The sequence below is a fragment of the Mycobacterium sp. DHQP2018-32-09 genome (assembly GCF_058148405.1).
Map to the genome: position 1 here is coordinate 85,294 of NZ_JBYVYK010000014.1, position 18,358 is coordinate 103,651.

The window sequence follows — 18,358 nt, forward strand, 5'->3', positions numbered from 1 at the left end:
CGTCGCGTGTTTGCCGATGACCACGGCATCTCCACCATCCTGATGTGGGCGGGGCGGTGTCAGACCGCGGTGTCGTGGGGTGGTTCGGGGCCGCCTGGGGTCGTGGGGTCGGGGGTGGTGGGGTCGGGGGTGGCTGCCGGTGTCGGGGGGTCGGGTGCCCAGGGGTCCTCGACCCTGGGCGGGGCCGGGGGCGGGTTCTCCTGCCTCCGCCCCCGCTGGTCGCTGGTGGGTGCCCACGGGTCATCGGGTGACCAGTCCGGGCGTGGTCCGGGGTGGTCTTCGGGTTCGGCCGGGGTGAACGCGTGCTCGGGTGCCACCCGGATCCGGTCGGGGTGGTGGTAGTGGTTGACCCGGGCTTGCCCGTGATCCAGGTGCGGCGGCGGCAGCCACTCGGTTTGATGATCATCGGTGAGGCGGGTGCGCCACTGCCCCTCGGCGACCAACCGGTTGTCACAGCCGCACGCCAGACACATGTCATCGACGTTGGTGTGCCCGCCGGCGGCCCAGTCTCGGCGGGCGTGATGAGCCTGGGAGCCATACGCCCCCACGGTGCAGCCGGGTTTGGTGCAGCCCCCGTCGCGGGCGATCAACGCCCACCGCTGCGCGGTGCTCGCCGTACGCCGGGTGCGGTAGCAGTCCATGACTTCGCGCGTCGCGGCGTCGAAGACGACCAGACAGCCCGTGGTGTCGGTGCGGGCCGCCATGGCCAGCAGGTCCGGGATCGGCATCAGCGTGCCGCCGCCGGTGACCGCGATCCCGGCGCGGGCGGCCAGATCGGCCAGTGTGGTCCGCACGATCACCGTGGTCGGCATCCCGGTGAGCGTGCCGAGTTCCTTCTTCCCCAGGGCGGCGCGCAGCACGAACGCCAACGCGTCGTGACGCCGCTGCCCGACCGTGCGGGCATCGGCGTCGATCTGGGCCTGCGACGGCGTCCCCGACACACACGGGGTGTCCTGCTCGGGGTGGCACATGCCCGGGGCGGCGTACTTGGCCAACAACACCTCCAGCAGCGCCGCCGCCTCCGGGGTCAGCGTCGCCGACATGGGCACGGTGCGGTCACGCCGCTGGGAACCGATCACCACCTCCCGCCGCCGCATCCGCTCGGGTTCTCGATCCGTGGGTTCGGGGCCGTCGGGGTCGATCTCGGCCAACGCCAGCGCGATCTGATCCCGCAACTCCTTGGGACCGTGCCCCACCCCGTGGCGCACCCAGTCCAGTTCGAGGCGTTCGCGCTCCGCGCGACTCACCCAGCCGGGCACCTCGCGCAGCCCGTCGCGGATCACGGTCACGTGCTCCCCGGTGAGCAATCCGCCGGCTTGGGCGGCCGCCAACGCCGGCAGCACCGGCGCCAACGCCTCCCCGGTCACACTGCGCCGCGGCCCCAACACACTGGCCTCGGCCAGCCGGCGACTCGCCTCCCGCCCCGAGAGCCGCCACCGCACCGCCACCACCTCCCGCCAGCACTTCGCCCCGACCTCCTTGGGGGTGGTGCGGCACTGCAACTCGGTCAGCACCCGATGCCACTGCGCCGGCAGCGCGCAGCCCAGGGACTCCAACTCGTCGCCCAGGGCGAACACCTCGTCGAGGGTCACGGTGTCCAGGTCGCAGCCGGCGAACGCGGCCCGCAACCCCGCCACCGCCACCCGAACCTCACCCAACCCCACGACTCGAACATACATTCGACCACCGACACATCCGTGGCGTCCGGCTTCGCGGCAGGGTCGCCCGAGGATGATGGTGACAGGCATGGCGTGTCGGACGATGAGATCGCGAAAGGTGGAGGGTGACGACGCGGCGATCTGAAGTGCCGCGGCAGGCAATCAGTTGGAGGCCTGCGGGACGCCGAACGCGGATGGGTCTCGGCGTCCGGGCCGCGCGAGCCCACTGAAACGCAAGTGGCGCATGGGGTTTGATGGGTGAACGGCATTCCCAACCGGGGTGGCGACTACCCTGAAGGCGTGACCGCCGGCGTCGACGAGTTCGAAGGGCAACGGTCGCACCTGCTTGCGGTGGCGTATCGGCTGACGGGTTCCTTCGCCGACGCCGAGGATGCCGTCCAGGACGCGTGGTTGCGGTGGCAGGCCCTCGGGTCCCGCCGTGCCGACGTCGTCGAACCGCGCGCCTGGCTCACCACCGTGGTGAGCCGCATCGGCCTGGACCGGTTGAAGTCCGCGGCGCACCGCCGCGAGACGTACGTGGGTGAGTGGCTGCCAGAGCCCGTGGTGACGATATCCGGTGACGCCGATCCGTTGGCGGTCGTCGTCGCCGACGAGGACGCCCGCTTCGCCGCGATGGTGGTGCTCGATCTGTTGACACCCGACCAGCGCGTCGCGTTCGTGCTGCACCACGGTTTCGGCGTGCCCTTCGCCGACGTCGCAACGGTCCTCGACACCAGCGCCGCGGCGGCCCGTCAACTCGCGTCGCGGGCCCGCCGCACCGTGTCCGGCGCGGCGGCACCCCCGCGCGACGCGCAGCAAGACGAGATCGTCGGTCGACTGTTGGCGGCCATGGCCACGGGTGACCTCGCGGCGGTGGTGGCGCTGCTGCACCCCGACGCGACGTTCACCGGCGACTCGAATGGTCTGGCGCCCACGGCTGCCCGCGTCATCCGCGGTGCGGACAAGGTGGCCCGGTTCCTGCTGGGTCTCGCCGCCCGCTACGGCCCACGACTGCTGCAGGCCGGCCAGATCGCGCGCGTGAACGGTGACCTGGGCTTGCTCTGCGCCGGAGCGGACGCCACCGGGGACTGGCCCGCGATCGCCCCACGCATCCAGGCCCTCACCGTGCGCGACGGCCGGGTCGGCGCCATCTGGGACGTCGCCAACCCGGACAAGTTCAGCGGTTCCCCGCTGCGGTCGGGCCGGTCGCAGCCCACGGAACACGGCACGCCGCACCCGAATCGAAACCCTGCTCGGTGATCCCGAGGGCGGCGTTCACCCGCGCCCGCATGTTCTCGGCGCCGACGTGATGGGTCAGTTCCAGGACGCCGGCATCGCCGAACCGGGCGCGCAGATCCGCCACCTGGGCATCGGTGACGGCGTGCGGATCGCGGGTCATGGCGTCGGCATACGCGATGGCGGCGCGCTCGTCGTCGTCGTAGGCGGGCGACGTGGCGTACGCGTCGATCTCGGCGAGCCGCGCCATGTCCAGGCCGGCCAGGCGCATGAGCATGGCGCCGAAGTCGACGCACCACGAGCAGCCGATCTGGCGTGCCGTCCAGTAGACGGCGAGGTCGCGGACGTTGGCGGGCAACGCCGTCGACGCCCGTTCCAGCGTCATCTCCTGCACGGCGACGGCGAACAGCAGCCGGGAGTGACGCGGGTACACGGCGAACGGTTCCGGCACCTCGCCGAAGCGGCGCTTGGCGTAGCGCCACATCAGCCTGGTGACGAACGACGCCTTGGCGGGGGACAGGGGCGGGATGCGTGTGGTCATGCCACCTGGACGACGTAGCCCCGGCGGATGTGACGCAGCCGCGGTGGTCTAGCGCGCGAACATCAACGCGCGCTTGACCTCCTGGATCGCCTTGGTGACCTGGATGCCGCGGGGGCAGGCGTCGGTGCAGTTGAACGTGGTGCGGCAGCGCCACACACCGTCGACCTCGTTGAGGATGTCGAGCCGCTCGGCGGCCCCCTCGTCACGGCTGTCGAAGATGAACCGGTGGGCGTTGACGATGGCGGCCGGGCCGAAGTACGACCCGTCGTTCCAGAACACCGGACAGCTGGTGGTGCAGCACGCACACAGGATGCACTTGGTGGTGTCGTCGTACCGGGCGCGGTCGGTCTGGCTCTGGATGCGTTCACGCGTCGGCTGGTTGCCCGTCGTCATCAAGAACGGCTTCACGGCGCGGAACGCGTCGAAGAAGGGCTCCATGTCGACCACGAGGTCCTTCTCCACCGGCAGGCCGCGGATGGGCTCGATGGTGACGGTGAGCTGCTTGCCCTCCTTCTTGGGCAGCAGGTCGCGCATCAGCACCTTGCAGGCCAGTCGGTTGACACCGTTGATCCGCATGGCATCCGAACCGCAGACGCCGTGCGCGCAGGACCGGCGGAACGTCAACGTGCCGTCCAGGTACCACTTCACGTAGTGCAGCAGGTTGAGCAACCGGTCGCTCGGCAGGCACGGCACGCGGAAGCTCTGGAAGCCGGCACCGTCGGGATCCTCCGGGTTGAACCGGGCGATCTTCAACGTGATCATCACCGCGCCGTCGGGCACGGGGGGCAGCTCGGGATCGCCGGTCTCCGGCTTTTCCAGCACGCTGGTCACTGGGCCATCTCCTCTTCGCGCAAGCGGCTCATCGCTAGTACTTCCGTTCCATCGGCTCGTACCGGGTCTGGACGACGGGCTTGTAGTCCAAGCGGATGTCGCTCAGCAGGTCGGTCCCTGAGTTGACGCCCCCAGTCGCTTCGCTCCCGCCCTTCAGGACCTTGTACGCCATGGTGTGGCGCATGTAGTTGGTGTCGTCGCGGTTCGGGTAGTCCTCGCGGGCGTGACCGCCGCGCGACTCCTTGCGGTTGAGCGCCCCTACCACGGTCACCTCGGCCAGCTCGAGCAGGAAGCCCAGCTCGATGGCCTCCAGGAGATCGCTGTTGTACCGCTTTCCCTTGTCGTGCACCGTGATCCGGCCATAACGCTCCTTGAGCGCGTGGATGTCGGTGAGCGCCTGCTTGAGCGTCTCCTCGGTGCGGAACACCGCGGCGTTGTTGTCCATCGACTGCTGCAGCGCGGTGCGGATGTCGGCGACGCGCTCGTTGCCGTGCTCGCTGAGGATGTCACCCACCCAGCCGGTGACCATGCTCGCCGGGTTCTCCGGCATGTCGACGAAGTCGTGGCCCAGCGCGTACTCGGCCGCGGCGATGCCGGCGCGGCGGCCGAACACGTTGATGTCCAGCAGCGAGTTGGTGCCCAGACGGTTGGAGCCGTGCACCGAGACGCACGCGCACTCACCTGCGGCATACAGGCCCGGCACCACCGAGTTGTTGTCCCGCAGCACCTGACCGTGCACGGTGGTGGGGATGCCGCCCATGACGTAGTGGCACGTCGGGTACACCGGCACCAGCTCGGTGACGGGGTCGACGCCCAGGTAGGTGCGGGCGAACTCGGTGATGTCGGGCAGCTTGGCCTCGAGCACGTCGGCGCCGAGATGGCGCACGTCGATGTACACGTAGTCCTTGTTGGGTCCCGCACCGCGGCCCTCGAGCACCTCGAGCACCATCGAACGGGCCACGATGTCGCGCGGCGCCAGGTCCACGATGGTGGGCGCGTACCGCTCCATGAAGCGCTCGCCGTCGGCGTTGAGCAGTCGCCCGCCCTCACCGCGCACGGCCTCGGAGATCAGGATGCCGAGACCGGCCAGGCCCGTCGGGTGGAACTGGTGGAACTCCATGTCCTCCAACGGGAGTCCCTTGCGGAACACGATGCCCAGGCCGTCGCCGGTGAGCGTGTGGGCGTTGGAGGTGGTCTTGTACATCCGGCCGGATCCGCCGGTGGCGAACACGATGGCCTTGGCGTGGAACACGTGGATGTCGCCGCTGGCCAGTTCATAGGCCACGATGCCGGTGGCCACGGGCCCACCGGGGGTGTCGGTGAGCACCAGGTCCAGCGCGTAGAACTCGTTGAAGAACTCGACGTCGTGCTTGACGCAGTTTTGGTACAGCGTCTGCAGGATCATGTGCCCGGTGCGGTCGGCGGCGTAGCAGGCACGCCGGACGGGGGCCTTGCCGTGGTCGCGGGTGTGGCCGCCGAAGCGGCGCTGGTCGATGCGGCCCTCGGGGGTGCGATTGAACGGCATCCCCATCTTCTCGAGGTCGTAGACCGCGTCGATGGCCTCCTTGCACATGATCTCGACGGCGTCCTGGTCGGCGAGGTAGTCGCCGCCCTTGACGGTGTCGAAGGTGTGCCACTCCCAGTTGTCCTCCTCGACGTTGGCCAGGGCGGCGCACATGCCGCCCTGCGCCGCGCCGGTGTGGCTACGCGTGGGGTAGAGCTTGGTGAGCACCGCGGTGCGGGCTCGCGGGCCGGCTTCCACGGCGGCGCGCATCCCTGCGCCGCCGGCGCCGACGATGACGACGTCGTAACGGTGTTCAACGATCATGGTTATCGGCCTCCACCAATGAGCAGATCAAGCGGGTCGCGGTTCAGGCGATGTTCGCGTCGAACGTCAGCAGTACGTAAGTACCCAGAACCAGCGTGAAGATGATCGACAGCGCCAGCAGCGAGTTGAGCCAGAACTTCGTCGAGTCCTTGCGCGCGTAGTCGGCGATGATCGTGCGCATGCCGTTGCCGCCGTGCAGCTGGGCCAGCCACAGCAGCAGCAGGTCCCACGTCTGCCAGAACGGGCTGGCCCAGCGCTGTGCGACGTAGTTGAAGTCGATGCGGTAGACGCCGCCGTCCCAGATCAGGCCGATGAAGAGGTGGCCGAGGGCCAGGAAGATCAGCACCACGCCGGAGAACCGCATGAACAGCCACGCGTACTTCTCGAAGTTCGGCATGCCACCGCGGCGGCGCGGGGCGCGAGGGTTGTCCAGGCTGGCGGGCCGGTCGAAGGCCCGCTGCAGCACGGGTGCGGGTCCGCCGCGCTCGCTGGGATGGTCGTAGGGATTCTCGGTTCTGATGGGTCCGCCGCTCACAGGAACTCCTCCGCCATGTGCATGCCAATGGCGCCCAGTGCGGCGACGAACACGACGATGAAGATCGCCGCGATCGCCCACAGCATCTGGCGCTGGTACTTGGGGCCGTGCTGCCAGAAGTCGATGAGGATGACGCGCACGCCGTTGAGGGCGTGGTAGAGCACCGCCGCGACCAGACCGATCTCCATCAGACCGATGATCGGGGTCTTGTAGGTGTCGATCACCTGGTTGTAGGCCTCGGGGCTGACCCGCACCAGCGCGGTGTCGAGCACGTGCACGAACAAGAAGAAGAAGATCGTCGCGCCCGAGATGCGGTGCAGCACCCAGGACCACATTCCCGGGTCGCCGCGATAGAGGGTGCGCCGACGCTGTGGTGACCGCGGTGCCGGTACGGCGGAATCCGCGGCGGTTGTTGTACTCATCTCCGACCTCCAACGCCATCGGTGGAGTTTGGGTGGCGGGCCGTCTGGTTGCCCCATTCGACGCCGAACCTGCCCAAACCTCGGGTGGACTCTAATCCCAAATGTCCCACTCGAAGAACTAGCGTGAAAGGCCCGGATCCACCGGAACCGAGAAAGTTAGGTTTGCCTATCCACCGCGGCCGGACTGCGGTCCGAGGTTCCGGAATCCATTCAGAACGCGACCGCGGGAGCCGACGTGACGAGCAGTATCGACTGGAATGACTTGCGGCGCAAGGCGATCGAGGTGTCCAAGCACGCCTACGTACCGTACTCGAGGTTTCCGGTCGGGGCCGCCGCGCTCACCGCCGATGGCCGCATCGTCGCTGGTTGCAATGTGGAGAATGTCTCATATGGTTTGGGTCTCTGCGCCGAATGCGCCGTGGTCTGCAGCCTGCATTCGACGGGCGGCGGACGCCTGATCGCCCTCGCGTGCGTCGACGCCCTCGGCAGCGTCCTGATGCCGTGCGGCCGGTGCCGGCAGCTGCTGCTCGAGCACGGCGGCGCCGACATGCTCGTCGACCACCCGGCGGGGCCGCGCGCCCTGAGTCTGCTGCTGCCCGACGCGTTCGGGCCCGACGACCTGGCCCGCGTGGAGCGGGCGTGACCGCGCCCGCGCTCGACGCCCCGTCGATCATCCGCACCAAGCGCGACGGCGGGGTGCTCTCCGACGCCGCCATCGACTGGGTGATCGACGGCTACACCCACGGTCGGGTGGCCGACGAGCAGATGTCGGCGCTGCTGATGGCGATCTTCCTGCGCGGCATGAGCCTGCCGGAGATCGAACGCTGGACGGCGGCCATGGTGTCCTCCGGCGTCCGCTTCGACTTCACCGATCTGCGGCGCGACGGCGCGCCGCTGGCGCTCGTCGACAAGCACTCCACCGGCGGTGTCGGGGACAAGGTGACCATCCCGCTGGTCCCCGTCGTGATGGCGTGCGGGGCCGCCGTGCCCCAGGCCGCCGGGCGCGGTCTCGGGCACACCGGAGGCACGCTCGACAAGCTCGAAGCGATCCCCGGATTCACCGCCGAGATCTCCAAAGATCAGATTCGCCAACAGCTTCGCGACATCGGTGCCGCGATCTTCGCCGCAGGCGACCTGGCGCCGGCCGACCGCAAGATCTACGCGCTGCGCGACGTCACCGCCACCACCGAGTCGCTGCCACTGATCGCCAGCTCGATCATGAGCAAGAAACTCGCCGAGGGCGCCCGGGCCCTCGTCCTCGACACCAAGGTGGGCCGCGGCGCGTTCCTCAAGACCGAGGACGAAGCCCGCCTGCTGGCCCGCACCATGGTCGACCTGGGCAACGCCTACGGTGTGCCGACCCGGGCCGTGCTCACCGACATGAACCGGCCGCTGGGCCGTGCGGTCGGCAACGCGGTCGAGGTCGCCGAGTCACTCGACGTCCTCGCCGGCGGCGGACCGGCCGACGTCGTCGAGGTGACGCTGACGTTGGCCAGGGAGATGCTCGACGCCGTGGGCGTCGACGGCGTCGACCCCGCCGACACCCTGGCCGACGGGCGCGCCATGGACCGGTTCCGGGCGCTGGTCGCGGCGCAGGGCGGCGACCTCACCCGGCCCCTGCCCACGGGTGGCCATGCCGAGACCGTGACCGCCCCGCGCGGTGGCACGATGGGGGACATCGACGCGATGGCGGTGGGTCTGGCGGTGTGGCGACTCGGCGCGGGCCGGTCCGCACCCGGTGAGCGCGTGCAGTTCGGCGCCGGTCTCACCATCCACCGCAAGCCGGGGGAGCCCGTCGCCGCGGGCGAGGCGCTGTTCACGCTCACCACCGACACCCCCGAACGCTTCGCCGGGGCCATCGCCGAACTGGACGGCGGGTGGTCGGTCGACGACCGGGCACCCGACGTCGGACCGCTGATCATCGACCGGATCGAGGAGTGACGCCATGACCACGCCACTGACCCTGGAGAACATTCAGCAGGCCCCCAAGGCACTGCTGCACGACCACCTCGACGGTGGGCTGCGGCCCGGCACCGTCGTCGAACTGGCCGCCGAGACCGGCTACGACGAGCTGCCCGAGACCGACGTCGACGCGCTGGCGACGTGGTTCCGCACCCAGGCCCACAGCGGTTCGCTGGTGCGCTACCTGGAACCGTTCGCCCACACCGTCGGCGTCATGCAGACGCCGGAGGCACTGCACCGCGTCGCGCGTGAGTGCGCCGAGGACCTGGCCGCCGACGCCGTCGTCTACGCCGAGGTGCGGTTCGCCCCCGAGTTGCACATCGACAAGGGCCTCTCGCTGGACGCCGTCGTGGACGCGGTACTCGCCGGATTCGCCGAGGGCGAGAAGAGCGCCGCCGCCGAGGGCAAGCCGATCACCGTGCGCTGCCTGGTGACCGCGATGCGCCACGCCGCCCGCTCCCGCGAGATCGCCGAGTTGGCCGTGCGCTTCCGCGACAAGGGCGTGGTGGGCTTCGACATCGCCGGCGCCGAAGCCGGGTACCCTCCCACCCGCCATCTCGACGCGTTCGAGTACATGCGAGGCAACAACGCGCGCTTCACCATTCACGCGGGCGAGGCATTCGGGTTGCCGTCGATCCACGAGGCCATCGCGTTCTGCGGCGCCGACCGGCTGGGCCACGGCGTGCGCATCGTGGACGACATCGAGGTCGCGCCCGACGGCTCCGCCAAGCTGGGCAGGCTGGCGTCGCTGCTGCGGGACAAGCGCATTCCGCTGGAGCTGTGCCCCAGCAGCAACGTGCAGACCGGAGCGGCCACGAGCATCGCCGAGCACCCGTTCGACCAACTGGCGCGCCAGCGCTTCCGCGTCACCGTTAACACGGACAACCGGCTGATGAGCGACACCACCATGAGCCACGAGATGCTGCGGCTGGTGGAGGCCTTCGGCTACGGCTGGAGCGATCTGCAGCGCTTCACGATCAACGCCATGAAGTCGGCGTTCCTCCCGTTCGACGAACGGCTCGCGCTCATCGACGACGTCATCAAGCCGCGGTACGCGGTGCTGCTGGGCTGAGCCGCCTCACCCCGGCGGCCCGATCAGCGGGGCGAGAGCAGGTCGCGAGCGCGCAACGCCAGCCAGAACTCCGCGATGGCGCTGCTCTCGGCGACGCGGCGGCCGGTGATCTCCTCGATGCGTGCGATGCGGTACACCACGGTCTGCCGGTGCACGCCCAGCGCGGCCGCCGTCTTGACCCACGACCGGTCACAGGTGAGGTACGCGTCGAGCGTCCGCACCATGTCCGCCGAGCGGTCCGCGTCATAGGCCAGCAGGGGCCCCAGCACCCGGTCCACCACCACCTGGGCCTCGTCGGTGTCGCGCAGCACCGACAGCATGGTGACGCCCGCGTAGTGCGCGGTGTGGTCGGGCATGCTCTCGGCGGCCCGCATGGCCCACGTGGCCTCACGCAGGGCCGTCGGCCCACGACGGACGTGGTCGACGGGATCGCTCACCCCGATGGCGGCGGTCTGGCCCATCCGGTGACGCAAGGCGGCCAACGGCGCGGCGCCGGCGGGAACCAGTGCGTACAGCACGGCCCCGCGGCGCAGCAGCAGGTGCGGCACCTGGCGCCGGCCCAGGCTCACGTGCAGCAGGCGTTCGCCCGCCGACGACGCACCCGACACCGCCACCAGGACGGCGCCGGCAGGCGGCAGACCGCGTTCGCCGAGCACCCGGGCCGCGTCGCGCCCGGGGCGGCCGTCGCACACCGAGGCCAGCAGTTCCGCGCCGATCCGCCGCTCGTGTTCGCGCCGCACGTTCTGCTGGGCCAGCAGCACCGCGACGGCCGAGGCCAGGTGCTGCAGCTGCACGACGTCGGGCGGAGCGGACCGAAAGTCGTACGCGGCCAACACCGTCGGCTCCTCGTCGGGGACCTCTACGGCCAGCGCCCGCACGCCGTTGGCGGCGACGTGCAGCACGCCGGGCACCGCGCCGCGGCGGCCGGCGATCTCGTCGGCGATGGCGCGCCGCAGGTCCTCCGGCACCCGCGTCGACGAGTCCAGGGCGACCTCGCCGGTCGCGGCGTCGAGGACGGCGAGCCGACAGCCGACGTCACGGCCCAGCGTGACCAGGGCGTTGGCCGACCCGGAGTGGTTCACCGACTGCCGGATGACCTGGTACACGCGTTCGGTGACCGCGATGCGGCGGCCGTCGTCGGTTCCCGCGCCGGCGGCCACCGCGCGGCCGATGGCGGCGAACCCCACCGAGTACGGGACCGTCAGCACGGGGAACCCGAGTTCCTCGGCGACGGCCACCGCGGCGGGCACGACGTCGGGGGTGGCCGAGTCCAGCCCGATCACCAGGCCGCAGATGCCCTGTTCGGCCAGCCCGCGGATCAGCGCCGCCTGCCCCCCTCCCGACTCGGGCAGCGTGCGCCCGTTCTTCATCAGCAGCTCGCCGCCCGCGAGCCAGGACCACGGCTCCTCCAGGTCGGAGGTCTGTGCCCACGCCACCGGGCTGGCCAGCCCCTGCGCGCCGGCGAGCACCCGCAGCCGCAGGTGCGGGGTGTCGACGAGGTCGGCGACTCGGTAGACCACGGTTCTCCTCCGACACCCGTCCGGCCGCGACATCGCGTCGAGGCCCTGGTCAGTGGGTCGATCGCGAGCCACGTCCTCCCACGAATCTAGACGAACGTCTGAACCCGGCGATCGGATTCGTGCGATCGATCAGTTCACAAACGGCGGCGCACGCCCCAGAGTTCGCTTCGACGATCTGTGAACAGGAGCCGCGATGATCGATGCCACCTCGAACTCCACCTCCCGCGCCGGGACGGAGGCGCCGCTGCAGCTGAGCCGCGGCTTCACGTTCCGTTCGGCGCTCTCGCTGGCATTCGCCGACGTGTCGCCCATCGCGGCCGTCTACGCGATCTTCACCCTGGGGCTGTTCGCGGCCGGACCGAAGTTCTTCTGGGCCTTCCCGATCGTGCTGGCGGGCCAACTGCTCGTCGCCGCCGTGTTCGGTGAGCTGGCCTCACGCTGGCCCTACGCGGGCAGCGTCTACCAGTGGTCGCGGCACGTGCGCGGCACGACGTGGGGCTGGGTGGCCGCCTGGGCGTACATGTGGGGGCTCACCATCGCCCTGGGCACCCTGTCCTACGCGGCCAGCGGCTTCCTGCTGCAGATCTTCGGCGTCGCGCAACCGTCGCGGTGGCAGACCGGCGGCGTGGCCGTCCTCATCATCGTCGTGGGCACCGGGGTCAACATGGTGGGACGGCAGGTGCTCAAGGTCATGGTGATCGCGAGCATCACGTGCGAGATCATCGGCTCCCTCGGACTCGGTGCCGTCCTACTGATCTTCTACCGCGAGAACCCGTTCTCGGCGCTGCTGTCCAGCGCCAGCATCCCCGACGCGGCCACCTGGACGTCGGGTCCGATGCTGCTGGCCATCGCGTTCGTCGGCTGGTCGTTCCTGGGCTTCGAGGCAGCGGGATCGATCGCCGAGGAGGTCGAGAACCCCGAACGCAACGTCCCCAAGGCCATCATTCTGGGCCTGCTGCTGGTGGGTCTGGTGGTGATGTTCTCCAGCGCCGCACTCATTCTCGCGATCCCCAACCTGGACCAGGTGGTGGCCGCCCAGACCGGTGACGTGGTCGCCGAGACGCTGACCGCGCACCTCGGCGCCGGTGTCACCAAGCCCCTGCTGGCGATGTTCGTCATCGGCTTCATCTCGAGCTTCCTGGCCGTGCAGGCCGCCGTGTCGCGGTGCATCTGGGGTGCGGCGCGTGACCGCAGCCTCCCCGGATCCAAGGTGCTCGGTGGGCTCGCCGGCCCGGAACGGTTGCCCGTCAACGCCATCGGGCTGACCGCGGTCGTGGCCATCGTGTTCGTCCTGCTGGCCGGGTCGGAGTTCTACAACGTGCTGGTGAACTTCAACATCATCGGCTTCTACATCGCGTTCGGCGTCCCCGTGATCGGCGCGGCCATCGCACGCCTCACCGGCAAGTGGCGCCCTGGGCCGTTCAACCTCGGCCGCTGGGGTGCCCCGGTCACCTACGTCGCCGCGCTGTGGATCATCTTCGAGACCGTCAACGTCGCGTGGCCGCGCACCCAGCCCGGCATGCCGTGGTACATCAACTGGGCCAGCGTGCTCACCACCGCCGTCCTGGCCGTCGTCGGCATCGCGATCTACGCGACCGTGCGGCGCAACATCACCGCGCCCATCGGGGAACGCCTCGCGCAGAACCCCCCGGCGGACTCGTGAACGTGCGCACCGCGGTCGTCACCGGCGCAGCCTCGGGCATCGGCGCCGCCATCGCCGAACGGTTGCGCGGCGATGGCTGGACCGTGGCCGGGATCGACCTGACGGCAGGCGATTACACCGCCGACGTCGCCGACCCCGAGGCGGTTCGCGCGGCGTTCGACCGGATCACCGCCGACCTCGGCGAGGTCGACGCGCTGGTGACGGCCGCCGGACACTACGACATCACCCCCGTGTCGGAGATCTCGACCGACGCTTGGCAGCGCATGCTGCGCGTGCACCTCGGCGGCCTGCGCAACACGGCGCGCTGCGCCCTGCCCGGCATGCTGGCACGCGGATCGGGCGTCATCGTCGCGGTGACCTCCGAACTCGCCATCGGCGGCGGTGACGGCGACGCGCACTACGCCGCCGCCAAGGGGGCCGTGATCGGCCTGGTGCGCAGCCTCGCCGCCGAGGTCGCCGCCCGCGGAGTCCGGGTCAACGCCGTCGCCCCGGGACCCACCGACACCCCACTGCTCGCGGCCGACTCGCCGTGGCGGGAACCGGAATACCTTGCCACGCTGCCGAACCGGAGGTTGACGACACCCGGCGAAGTGGCTCGGGTGGTCGGGTTCCTTCTCGAGGCGCAGTACTGCACGGGCGAGATCGTCTCGCCCAACGGAGGAGCGGTGATCTGATGACCCAGCCACCACTGCACGGCCGCCGGGCGCTGGTCACCGGCGCGGCCCAGGGGATCGGCGAGGCCATCGCCCGCCGTCTCGCAGCCGACGGTGCCGACGTCGGAGTCAACGACCTCCGCGACTCACCACGGTTGCGCGAACTCGTGGTGGAGACCGGCGGATTCGCGGCCGTCGGCGACGTCACCGACCCTGCCATGGTCGCCGTCGTCGACGAGATCGTGCGCACGCGCGGACCCATCGACGTGCTGGTGTGCAACGCCGCCTACATGACCATGGCGCCGTTCGCCGCCGACGCCGACGCCGCCGCCGACGCCGCCGCCGACGACGACGCCGACTGGTGGCGGGTCGTCGACACCAATCTCACCGGGACCTTCCGGATGATCCAGGCCGTGCTGCCGGGCATGCGGCGCGCCGGCGGCGGCAACGTCGTCGTGATCGCCTCGGAATGGGGGGTCACGGGATGGCCGGGCGCTACCGCGTATTCGGCCTCCAAGGCCGGGCTGATCTCCCTGACCAAGACCCTCGGCCGCGAACTGGCCCGTGAGAACATCACGGTCAACGCGATCGCGCCCGGCGTCGTCGACACCCCGCAACTCGGCGTCGACGCCGCCGCGGCCGGCGTCGACCTGCCCGAGATGCGGGACCGCTACGCGCGCGACATTCCCATGGGCCGCATCGGGCGACCGGACGACATCGCCCACGCCGCGGCCTTTCTCGCACGCGCCGACGTCGGCGCGCTGGTGGGCCAGACCTTACAAGTCAACGGAGGAGCAACACGGTGCCGAGTATGAACGACGACGTCCGGGGCCAGCTCGACGGGCAACAGGTCCCGCGCTACGCCGGCCTCACCACCTTCGCCAGACTCCCACGGCGCGAGGATGTCTCGCGCATGGACGTGGCGATCGTCGGTGTCCCGTTCGACACCGGGGTCACCTACCGGCCGGGGGCGCGGTTCGGGCCCTCGCACGTGCGACAGTCCTCGCGCCTGCTGCGCCCCTACAACCCCGAGCTGCGGGTGGCACCGTTCGCCCACCAGCAGGTGGTCGACGCCGGGGACATGGTGGTCAACCCGTTCGACATCGCGACCGCCGTCACCCAGATCGACGAGCAGGCCACCGAGTTGATCGAGGCAGGCGCCCGGCTGGTGACCCTCGGCGGCGACCACACCATCGCCTACCCGCTGCTGCGCGCCCACCATCGCCGCTACGGGCCGGTGGCCCTGATCCACTTCGACGCCCACCTCGACACGTGGGACACCTACTTCGACGAGCCGGTGACCCACGGCACCCCGTTCCGGCGGGCCGGCGAGGAAGGGCTGTTCGTCTCCGGGCACAGCGCCCACGTCGGCATCCGCGGGTCCCTCTACGGCTCCGGGGATCTGGCGGCCGACGCCGACCTCGGCTTCACCATCGTGCACTGCGCCGAACTCGAACGCTGCACCACCGACGACGTGATCGCCCGGCTGCGCGAACGCGTCGGGGACCTACCGCTGTACGTGTCGGTGGACATCGACGTCCTCGACCCCGCCCACGCGCCGGGCACCGGCACGCCCGAGGCCGGTGGCCTGACCAGTCGCGAGTTGCTGGCCATGGTGCGCGGCCTCGACGGACTGAACCTGGTGGGCGCCGACGTCGTCGAGGTGTCACCGGCCTACGACCACGCCGAACTCACCGGCGTCGCCGCCGCCAACCTGGCCTACGAGTTCGTGTCGCTGCTGGCCCGGCGGGCCGAGGCGTGACCGTGCCCGCCGCCGCGGTGCCGTGGCCCGGAAACGCCCGCTGCGCAGCGTCGTTCAGCTTCGACGTCGACGCCGAGTCCGCCATGCTGGGCGTCGACGCCGCGCACGCCGACCGGATGTCGGCGATCAGCCACCAGGCATACGGGCCACTGGTCGGCGTGCCGAGGATCCTCGACATCCTGGCCAGGCACGAGGTCACCGCCACGTTCTTCGTGCCCGGCTACACCGCGCTGCGCTACCCCGACGTCGTCCGCCGGATCGCCGGCGAAGGCCACGAGATCGCCCACCACGGCTACCTACACGAGCCCATGGCAGGGATGTCGGCCGAGCGCGAGGCCGCCATCCTCGACCGCGCCTCCGACGTCCTCGAACGCGTCACCGGCGTCCGGCCCACCGGCTACCGCGCACCGATGTGGGAACTCAACTGGCACTCACCGGGATTGCTCGCCGACCGCGGGTTCCTCTACGACAGCTCGCTGATGGACGCCGACCACCCGTACGAACTCGCGGTGGGGGACCGGGCGCTGGTCGAGATCCCGATCCAGTGGGCGCTCGACGACTGGGAGCAGTACTGCTACGTGCCGGACTTCTCCGGCACCGGCCTCATCGAGAGCCCGGCGAAGGTCGCTGAACTGTGGCGGCTGGAATTCGACGCCATGCGCTCGGTGGGCGGCTGCTTCGTGCTGACGAATCACCCGTTCCTGTCGGGCCGGCCGTCGCGGGCCGCGGCACTCGAAGGGCTGATCGACTACGCGTGCTCACGCGATGACGTGTGGGTGACCCACCTGGGCGCCATCGCCGCGCACGTCCGAACCCTCGGCCTGCAGCCGCGCTCGGTGGTACGTCCCGACCCGGCCGACTTCTGACGCCGGGGCGTCACTCCTGGCGCAGCCGCGATTCCACGAAGGTCTCGAGCTGCTCCCACTGCGCGACGGCGCTGGCATACGGCGCCGCCGGCGCGGTCCCCGAGGCCGGGTCCAGCGCGTAGGCCACGAACCGGCCCAGCGGCTCGTCGGCGCCCAGCGCGGCGTCGACGGAGGTGTCCTCGGCGTAATCGCTGACGTCCCGCAGCAACTCGACCGCCAGCTCCAGCTGGTCGCGGTCGACGGCCTCGGGTCCGTCGGCGATGTCGTCGGCCAAACCGCTGAGCACGTAGACGTTCTCGTCGGTGACCTCGATCTGCAGCGAACCGTCGGTGGCGGCGGTGCGGATGTCGTCGTAGGTCGACAGCTCCGACAGGTCGCTCTCGTGCTCGTCGGCGAGGTAACGGGCCAGCGCCCGCTCCGAACCGAACACGCTGATGCGACCGTTGCGGCCCAGGAACTTCGGCTCGTCGCCGAGGTAGCAGCGCAGCGTGTAATAGGTACCGCTGCGGCTCAGGATGCGGATCGGGTCGATGCCCACCTGCACCCAGAAGTCCTCGTCGCCACCCAGCACCTGGCCCTCGGCGTGCTTGGCCAGCGCGTCCTCCTCGGACGGGGTGTCCACGACGTCGTCGATCACGGGCTCGTCGCCGCCCAGCTCGTCCTCGTCCTCGTCGGGCTCGGGGGCGGGCTCGTCGAGCTCGGCCTGGGCCTTCTGCACGGCCGCCGCGTCGAGACCCTCGGGGGTGGTGACGATCGCATCGAGCGAGTCCAGCACCGCCTCCCAGTTGCGGGCGATGACGCCCTCGACCTCGGCCCAGCGCTTGCGACCCGGCCGTCCGGCGAACGCGTCGATACCGCCACCCAGCGAGCCGAGCACCGGGTTGCCGTTGAAGAACTTCGCGACGGCCGTCAGATCGCACACCGACCCCAGCGACTGCACGATCGACAGCGTGCGCAGCAGCGTGTCCACCGATGCCTCGGTCGGCTTGTCGGCTGCGGTCTCCGCGACGTCGACCAGGTCGTAGACGTGTTCGTCCTTCGGCGTCAGCCGGTGTGCGTTGGCCTCCGTCAGCGACTGCCACGCGGGGTGATCGACGAGGTCGTTGTCGGTGTTGGTGCGGACGAACGCCGCCAGGTCCGCCACCGTCTCGAACGCATACAGGTCGTCGTCCTTGCCGAGGAAGCCCTGCCACTCGTCGTCGGCGTCCCGCCACGACGGTGCCCACAACGTATACAGATCGCCCTTGGTCAGCCCGAGCCGCACCGGCACGATTTCCGCAGCCATGCGGCACAGCCTAACGACGTCGCCTGCGAGCCGGACCCGCTGGTGGCGCCTCACGCCGTCGGACGCCAGAAGCCCTGGAAGCCCTGCCCGGCGTTCGTGGTCCGGATCGGCGAGAGCTGGACCGGGTCACCCGCCTCGATCATCGTCTGCGCGTCCACGATCATCGCGACGTGGCCGTCCCACACCGCCAGGTCGCCGGGACGCAGGTCGCCGCGCCCGACCGGGGAACCGACGTCCTGCTCCTGCGCCAACCGCGGCAGTTCGAGGCCCGCCTCGCGATAGGCCCACTGCGTCAGCCCGCTGCAGTCCAGCCCGACGCCCGGTGTGGTCCCGCCCCAGTCGTAGGGCACGCCGAGCTGCGTCAGGGCGTGCCGCACCGCGCTCGCGGCCACCGCGTGGCCGACGCGAGCGGGCATATCGTGACGTAGTCATGTCCTGATACGTGAAGGAGTTGGTCGCCATGCCCGCCACTCGAGGCTGTACCTGTCACTGCAGCGCGTGCGACAACGGACACCACTGCGGCA

Annotated in this window: 17 protein-coding genes and 1 pseudogene; 9 read left to right on the forward strand and 9 right to left on the reverse strand. The window is 70.4% G+C overall.

What is annotated here, in order from left to right; all coding sequences use genetic code 11:
* Window positions 1-59: 59 nt before the first annotated feature.
* On the reverse strand, window positions 60-1,679 hold the full coding sequence (locus AC30CM_RS09410) for an HNH endonuclease signature motif containing protein (RefSeq protein WP_490116583.1): 1,620 nt from the start codon (window positions 1,677-1,679) through the stop codon (window positions 60-62).
* Between the two features lie 279 nt (window positions 1,680-1,958).
* Here AC30CM_RS09410 and AC30CM_RS09415 point away from each other — a divergent pair, with 279 nt between their 5' ends.
* Entirely contained in the window at window positions 1,959-2,918 is a 960-nt protein-coding gene (locus tag AC30CM_RS09415; RefSeq protein ID WP_490116584.1) for a sigma-70 family RNA polymerase sigma factor, read from the forward strand.
* Here AC30CM_RS09415 and AC30CM_RS09420 read toward each other — a convergent pair.
* The 5 genes from AC30CM_RS09420 to sdhC all read right to left on the reverse strand — a co-directional run bounded on the left by AC30CM_RS09420 (window position 2,836) and on the right by sdhC (window position 7,051).
* The gene (locus AC30CM_RS09420; RefSeq protein WP_490116585.1) at window positions 2,836-3,435 is read right to left on the reverse strand and encodes a carboxymuconolactone decarboxylase family protein; all 600 of its coding nucleotides are present in this window, start codon (window positions 3,433-3,435) and stop codon (window positions 2,836-2,838) included. The two genes, AC30CM_RS09415 and AC30CM_RS09420, sit on opposite strands and share 83 nt — an antisense overlap.
* A gap of 48 nt (window positions 3,436-3,483) precedes the next feature.
* Complete coding sequence (locus tag AC30CM_RS09425) at window positions 3,484-4,197, reverse strand: succinate dehydrogenase iron-sulfur subunit (protein ID WP_490116607.1); 714 nt, start codon at window positions 4,195-4,197, stop codon at window positions 3,484-3,486.
* 103 nt (window positions 4,198-4,300) lie between these two features.
* Window positions 4,301-6,094: a succinate dehydrogenase flavoprotein subunit gene (sdhA, locus tag AC30CM_RS09430; RefSeq protein WP_490116586.1), complete on the reverse strand. Its 1,794-nt coding sequence runs from the start codon at window positions 6,092-6,094 to the stop codon at window positions 4,301-4,303.
* Window positions 6,095-6,137: 43 nt separating this feature from the next.
* Complete coding sequence (locus AC30CM_RS09435) at window positions 6,138-6,614, reverse strand: succinate dehydrogenase hydrophobic membrane anchor subunit (protein WP_490116608.1); 477 nt, start codon at window positions 6,612-6,614, stop codon at window positions 6,138-6,140.
* A gap of 11 nt (window positions 6,615-6,625) precedes the next feature.
* The gene (gene sdhC, locus AC30CM_RS09440) at window positions 6,626-7,051 is read right to left on the reverse strand and encodes a succinate dehydrogenase, cytochrome b556 subunit (protein WP_490116587.1); all 426 of its coding nucleotides are present in this window, start codon (window positions 7,049-7,051) and stop codon (window positions 6,626-6,628) included.
* A 235-nt stretch (window positions 7,052-7,286) separates the two neighbouring features.
* On the opposite strand from sdhC, the gene AC30CM_RS09445 reads away from it, so the two are divergent.
* Genes AC30CM_RS09445 through AC30CM_RS09455 form a run of 3 tightly spaced genes read left to right on the forward strand, consistent with a single transcriptional unit; the run spans window position 7,287 to window position 10,085 of the window.
* Window positions 7,287-7,694 (forward strand): cytidine deaminase, encoded by a 408-nt coding sequence (locus tag AC30CM_RS09445; protein ID WP_490116588.1) that lies wholly within the window; start codon window positions 7,287-7,289, stop codon window positions 7,692-7,694.
* A complete protein-coding gene (locus AC30CM_RS09450) occupies window positions 7,691-8,992 on the forward strand; it encodes a thymidine phosphorylase (RefSeq protein WP_490116589.1) in 1,302 nt (433 codons plus the stop codon). Before AC30CM_RS09445 ends, AC30CM_RS09450 begins: the two co-directional genes overlap by 4 nt.
* 4 nt (window positions 8,993-8,996) lie before the next feature.
* Window positions 8,997-10,085 (forward strand): adenosine deaminase, encoded by a 1,089-nt coding sequence (locus AC30CM_RS09455; RefSeq protein ID WP_490116590.1) that lies wholly within the window; start codon window positions 8,997-8,999, stop codon window positions 10,083-10,085.
* Window positions 10,086-10,108: 23 nt separating this feature from the next.
* Here the strand turns inward: AC30CM_RS09455 and AC30CM_RS09460 are convergent, their stop codons facing one another.
* Complete coding sequence (locus tag AC30CM_RS09460; RefSeq protein ID WP_490116591.1) at window positions 10,109-11,605, reverse strand: PucR family transcriptional regulator; 1,497 nt, start codon at window positions 11,603-11,605, stop codon at window positions 10,109-10,111.
* A gap of 193 nt (window positions 11,606-11,798) precedes the next feature.
* On the opposite strand from AC30CM_RS09460, the gene AC30CM_RS09465 reads away from it, so the two are divergent.
* Genes AC30CM_RS09465 through AC30CM_RS09485 form a run of 5 tightly spaced genes read left to right on the forward strand, consistent with a single transcriptional unit; the run spans window position 11,799 to window position 16,549 of the window.
* Window positions 11,799-13,268, forward strand: a complete 1,470-nt coding sequence (locus tag AC30CM_RS09465) for an APC family permease (protein ID WP_490116592.1) — start codon at window positions 11,799-11,801, stop codon at window positions 13,266-13,268.
* Window positions 13,265-13,942: an SDR family NAD(P)-dependent oxidoreductase gene (locus AC30CM_RS09470; RefSeq protein ID WP_490116593.1), complete on the forward strand. Its 678-nt coding sequence runs from the start codon at window positions 13,265-13,267 to the stop codon at window positions 13,940-13,942. The genes AC30CM_RS09465 and AC30CM_RS09470 overlap by 4 nt, the downstream gene beginning before the upstream one ends.
* Entirely contained in the window at window positions 13,942-14,736 is a 795-nt protein-coding gene (locus AC30CM_RS09475; RefSeq protein ID WP_490116594.1) for an SDR family NAD(P)-dependent oxidoreductase, read from the forward strand. The genes AC30CM_RS09470 and AC30CM_RS09475 overlap by 1 nt, the downstream gene beginning before the upstream one ends.
* On the forward strand, window positions 14,733-15,683 hold the full coding sequence (gene speB, locus AC30CM_RS09480; protein ID WP_490116595.1) for an agmatinase: 951 nt from the start codon (window positions 14,733-14,735) through the stop codon (window positions 15,681-15,683). Before AC30CM_RS09475 ends, speB begins: the two co-directional genes overlap by 4 nt.
* Entirely contained in the window at window positions 15,680-16,549 is an 870-nt protein-coding gene (locus AC30CM_RS09485) for a polysaccharide deacetylase family protein (RefSeq protein WP_490116596.1), read from the forward strand. Before speB ends, AC30CM_RS09485 begins: the two co-directional genes overlap by 4 nt.
* Window positions 16,550-16,559: 10 nt before the next feature.
* Here AC30CM_RS09485 and satS read toward each other — a convergent pair whose 3' ends face one another.
* Both satS and AC30CM_RS09495 read right to left on the reverse strand, forming a co-directional pair.
* A complete protein-coding gene (gene satS / locus AC30CM_RS09490; protein ID WP_490116597.1) occupies window positions 16,560-17,834 on the reverse strand; it encodes a protein export chaperone SatS in 1,275 nt (424 codons plus the stop codon).
* A gap of 50 nt (window positions 17,835-17,884) precedes the next feature.
* Window positions 17,885-18,232: pseudogene (locus AC30CM_RS09495) on the reverse strand (C40 family peptidase); the annotation flags it as partial.
* Window positions 18,233-18,358: the final 126 nt, after the last annotated feature.

Coding starts and splice junctions, on each gene's coding strand:
- AC30CM_RS09410 (WP_490116583.1), bottom strand. CDS start 1,679: ATGTATGTTCGAGTCGTGGGGTTGGGTGAGGTTCGGGTGGCGGTGGCG.
- AC30CM_RS09420 (WP_490116585.1), bottom strand. CDS start 3,435: ATGACCACACGCATCCCGCCCCTGTCCCCCGCCAAGGCGTCGTTCGTC.
- AC30CM_RS09425 (WP_490116607.1), bottom strand. CDS start 4,197: ATGATCACGTTGAAGATCGCCCGGTTCAACCCGGAGGATCCCGACGGT.
- sdhA (WP_490116586.1), bottom strand. CDS start 6,094: ATGATCGTTGAACACCGTTACGACGTCGTCATCGTCGGCGCCGGCGGC.
- sdhC (WP_490116587.1), bottom strand. CDS start 7,051: ATGAGTACAACAACCGCCGCGGATTCCGCCGTACCGGCACCGCGGTCA.
- AC30CM_RS09455 (WP_490116590.1), top strand. CDS start 8,997: ATGACCACGCCACTGACCCTGGAGAACATTCAGCAGGCCCCCAAGGCA.
- AC30CM_RS09465 (WP_490116592.1), top strand. CDS start 11,799: ATGATCGATGCCACCTCGAACTCCACCTCCCGCGCCGGGACGGAGGCG.
- AC30CM_RS09475 (WP_490116594.1), top strand. CDS start 13,942: ATGACCCAGCCACCACTGCACGGCCGCCGGGCGCTGGTCACCGGCGCG.
- speB (WP_490116595.1), top strand. CDS start 14,733: ATGAACGACGACGTCCGGGGCCAGCTCGACGGGCAACAGGTCCCGCGC.
- satS (WP_490116597.1), bottom strand. CDS start 17,834: ATGGCTGCGGAAATCGTGCCGGTGCGGCTCGGGCTGACCAAGGGCGAT.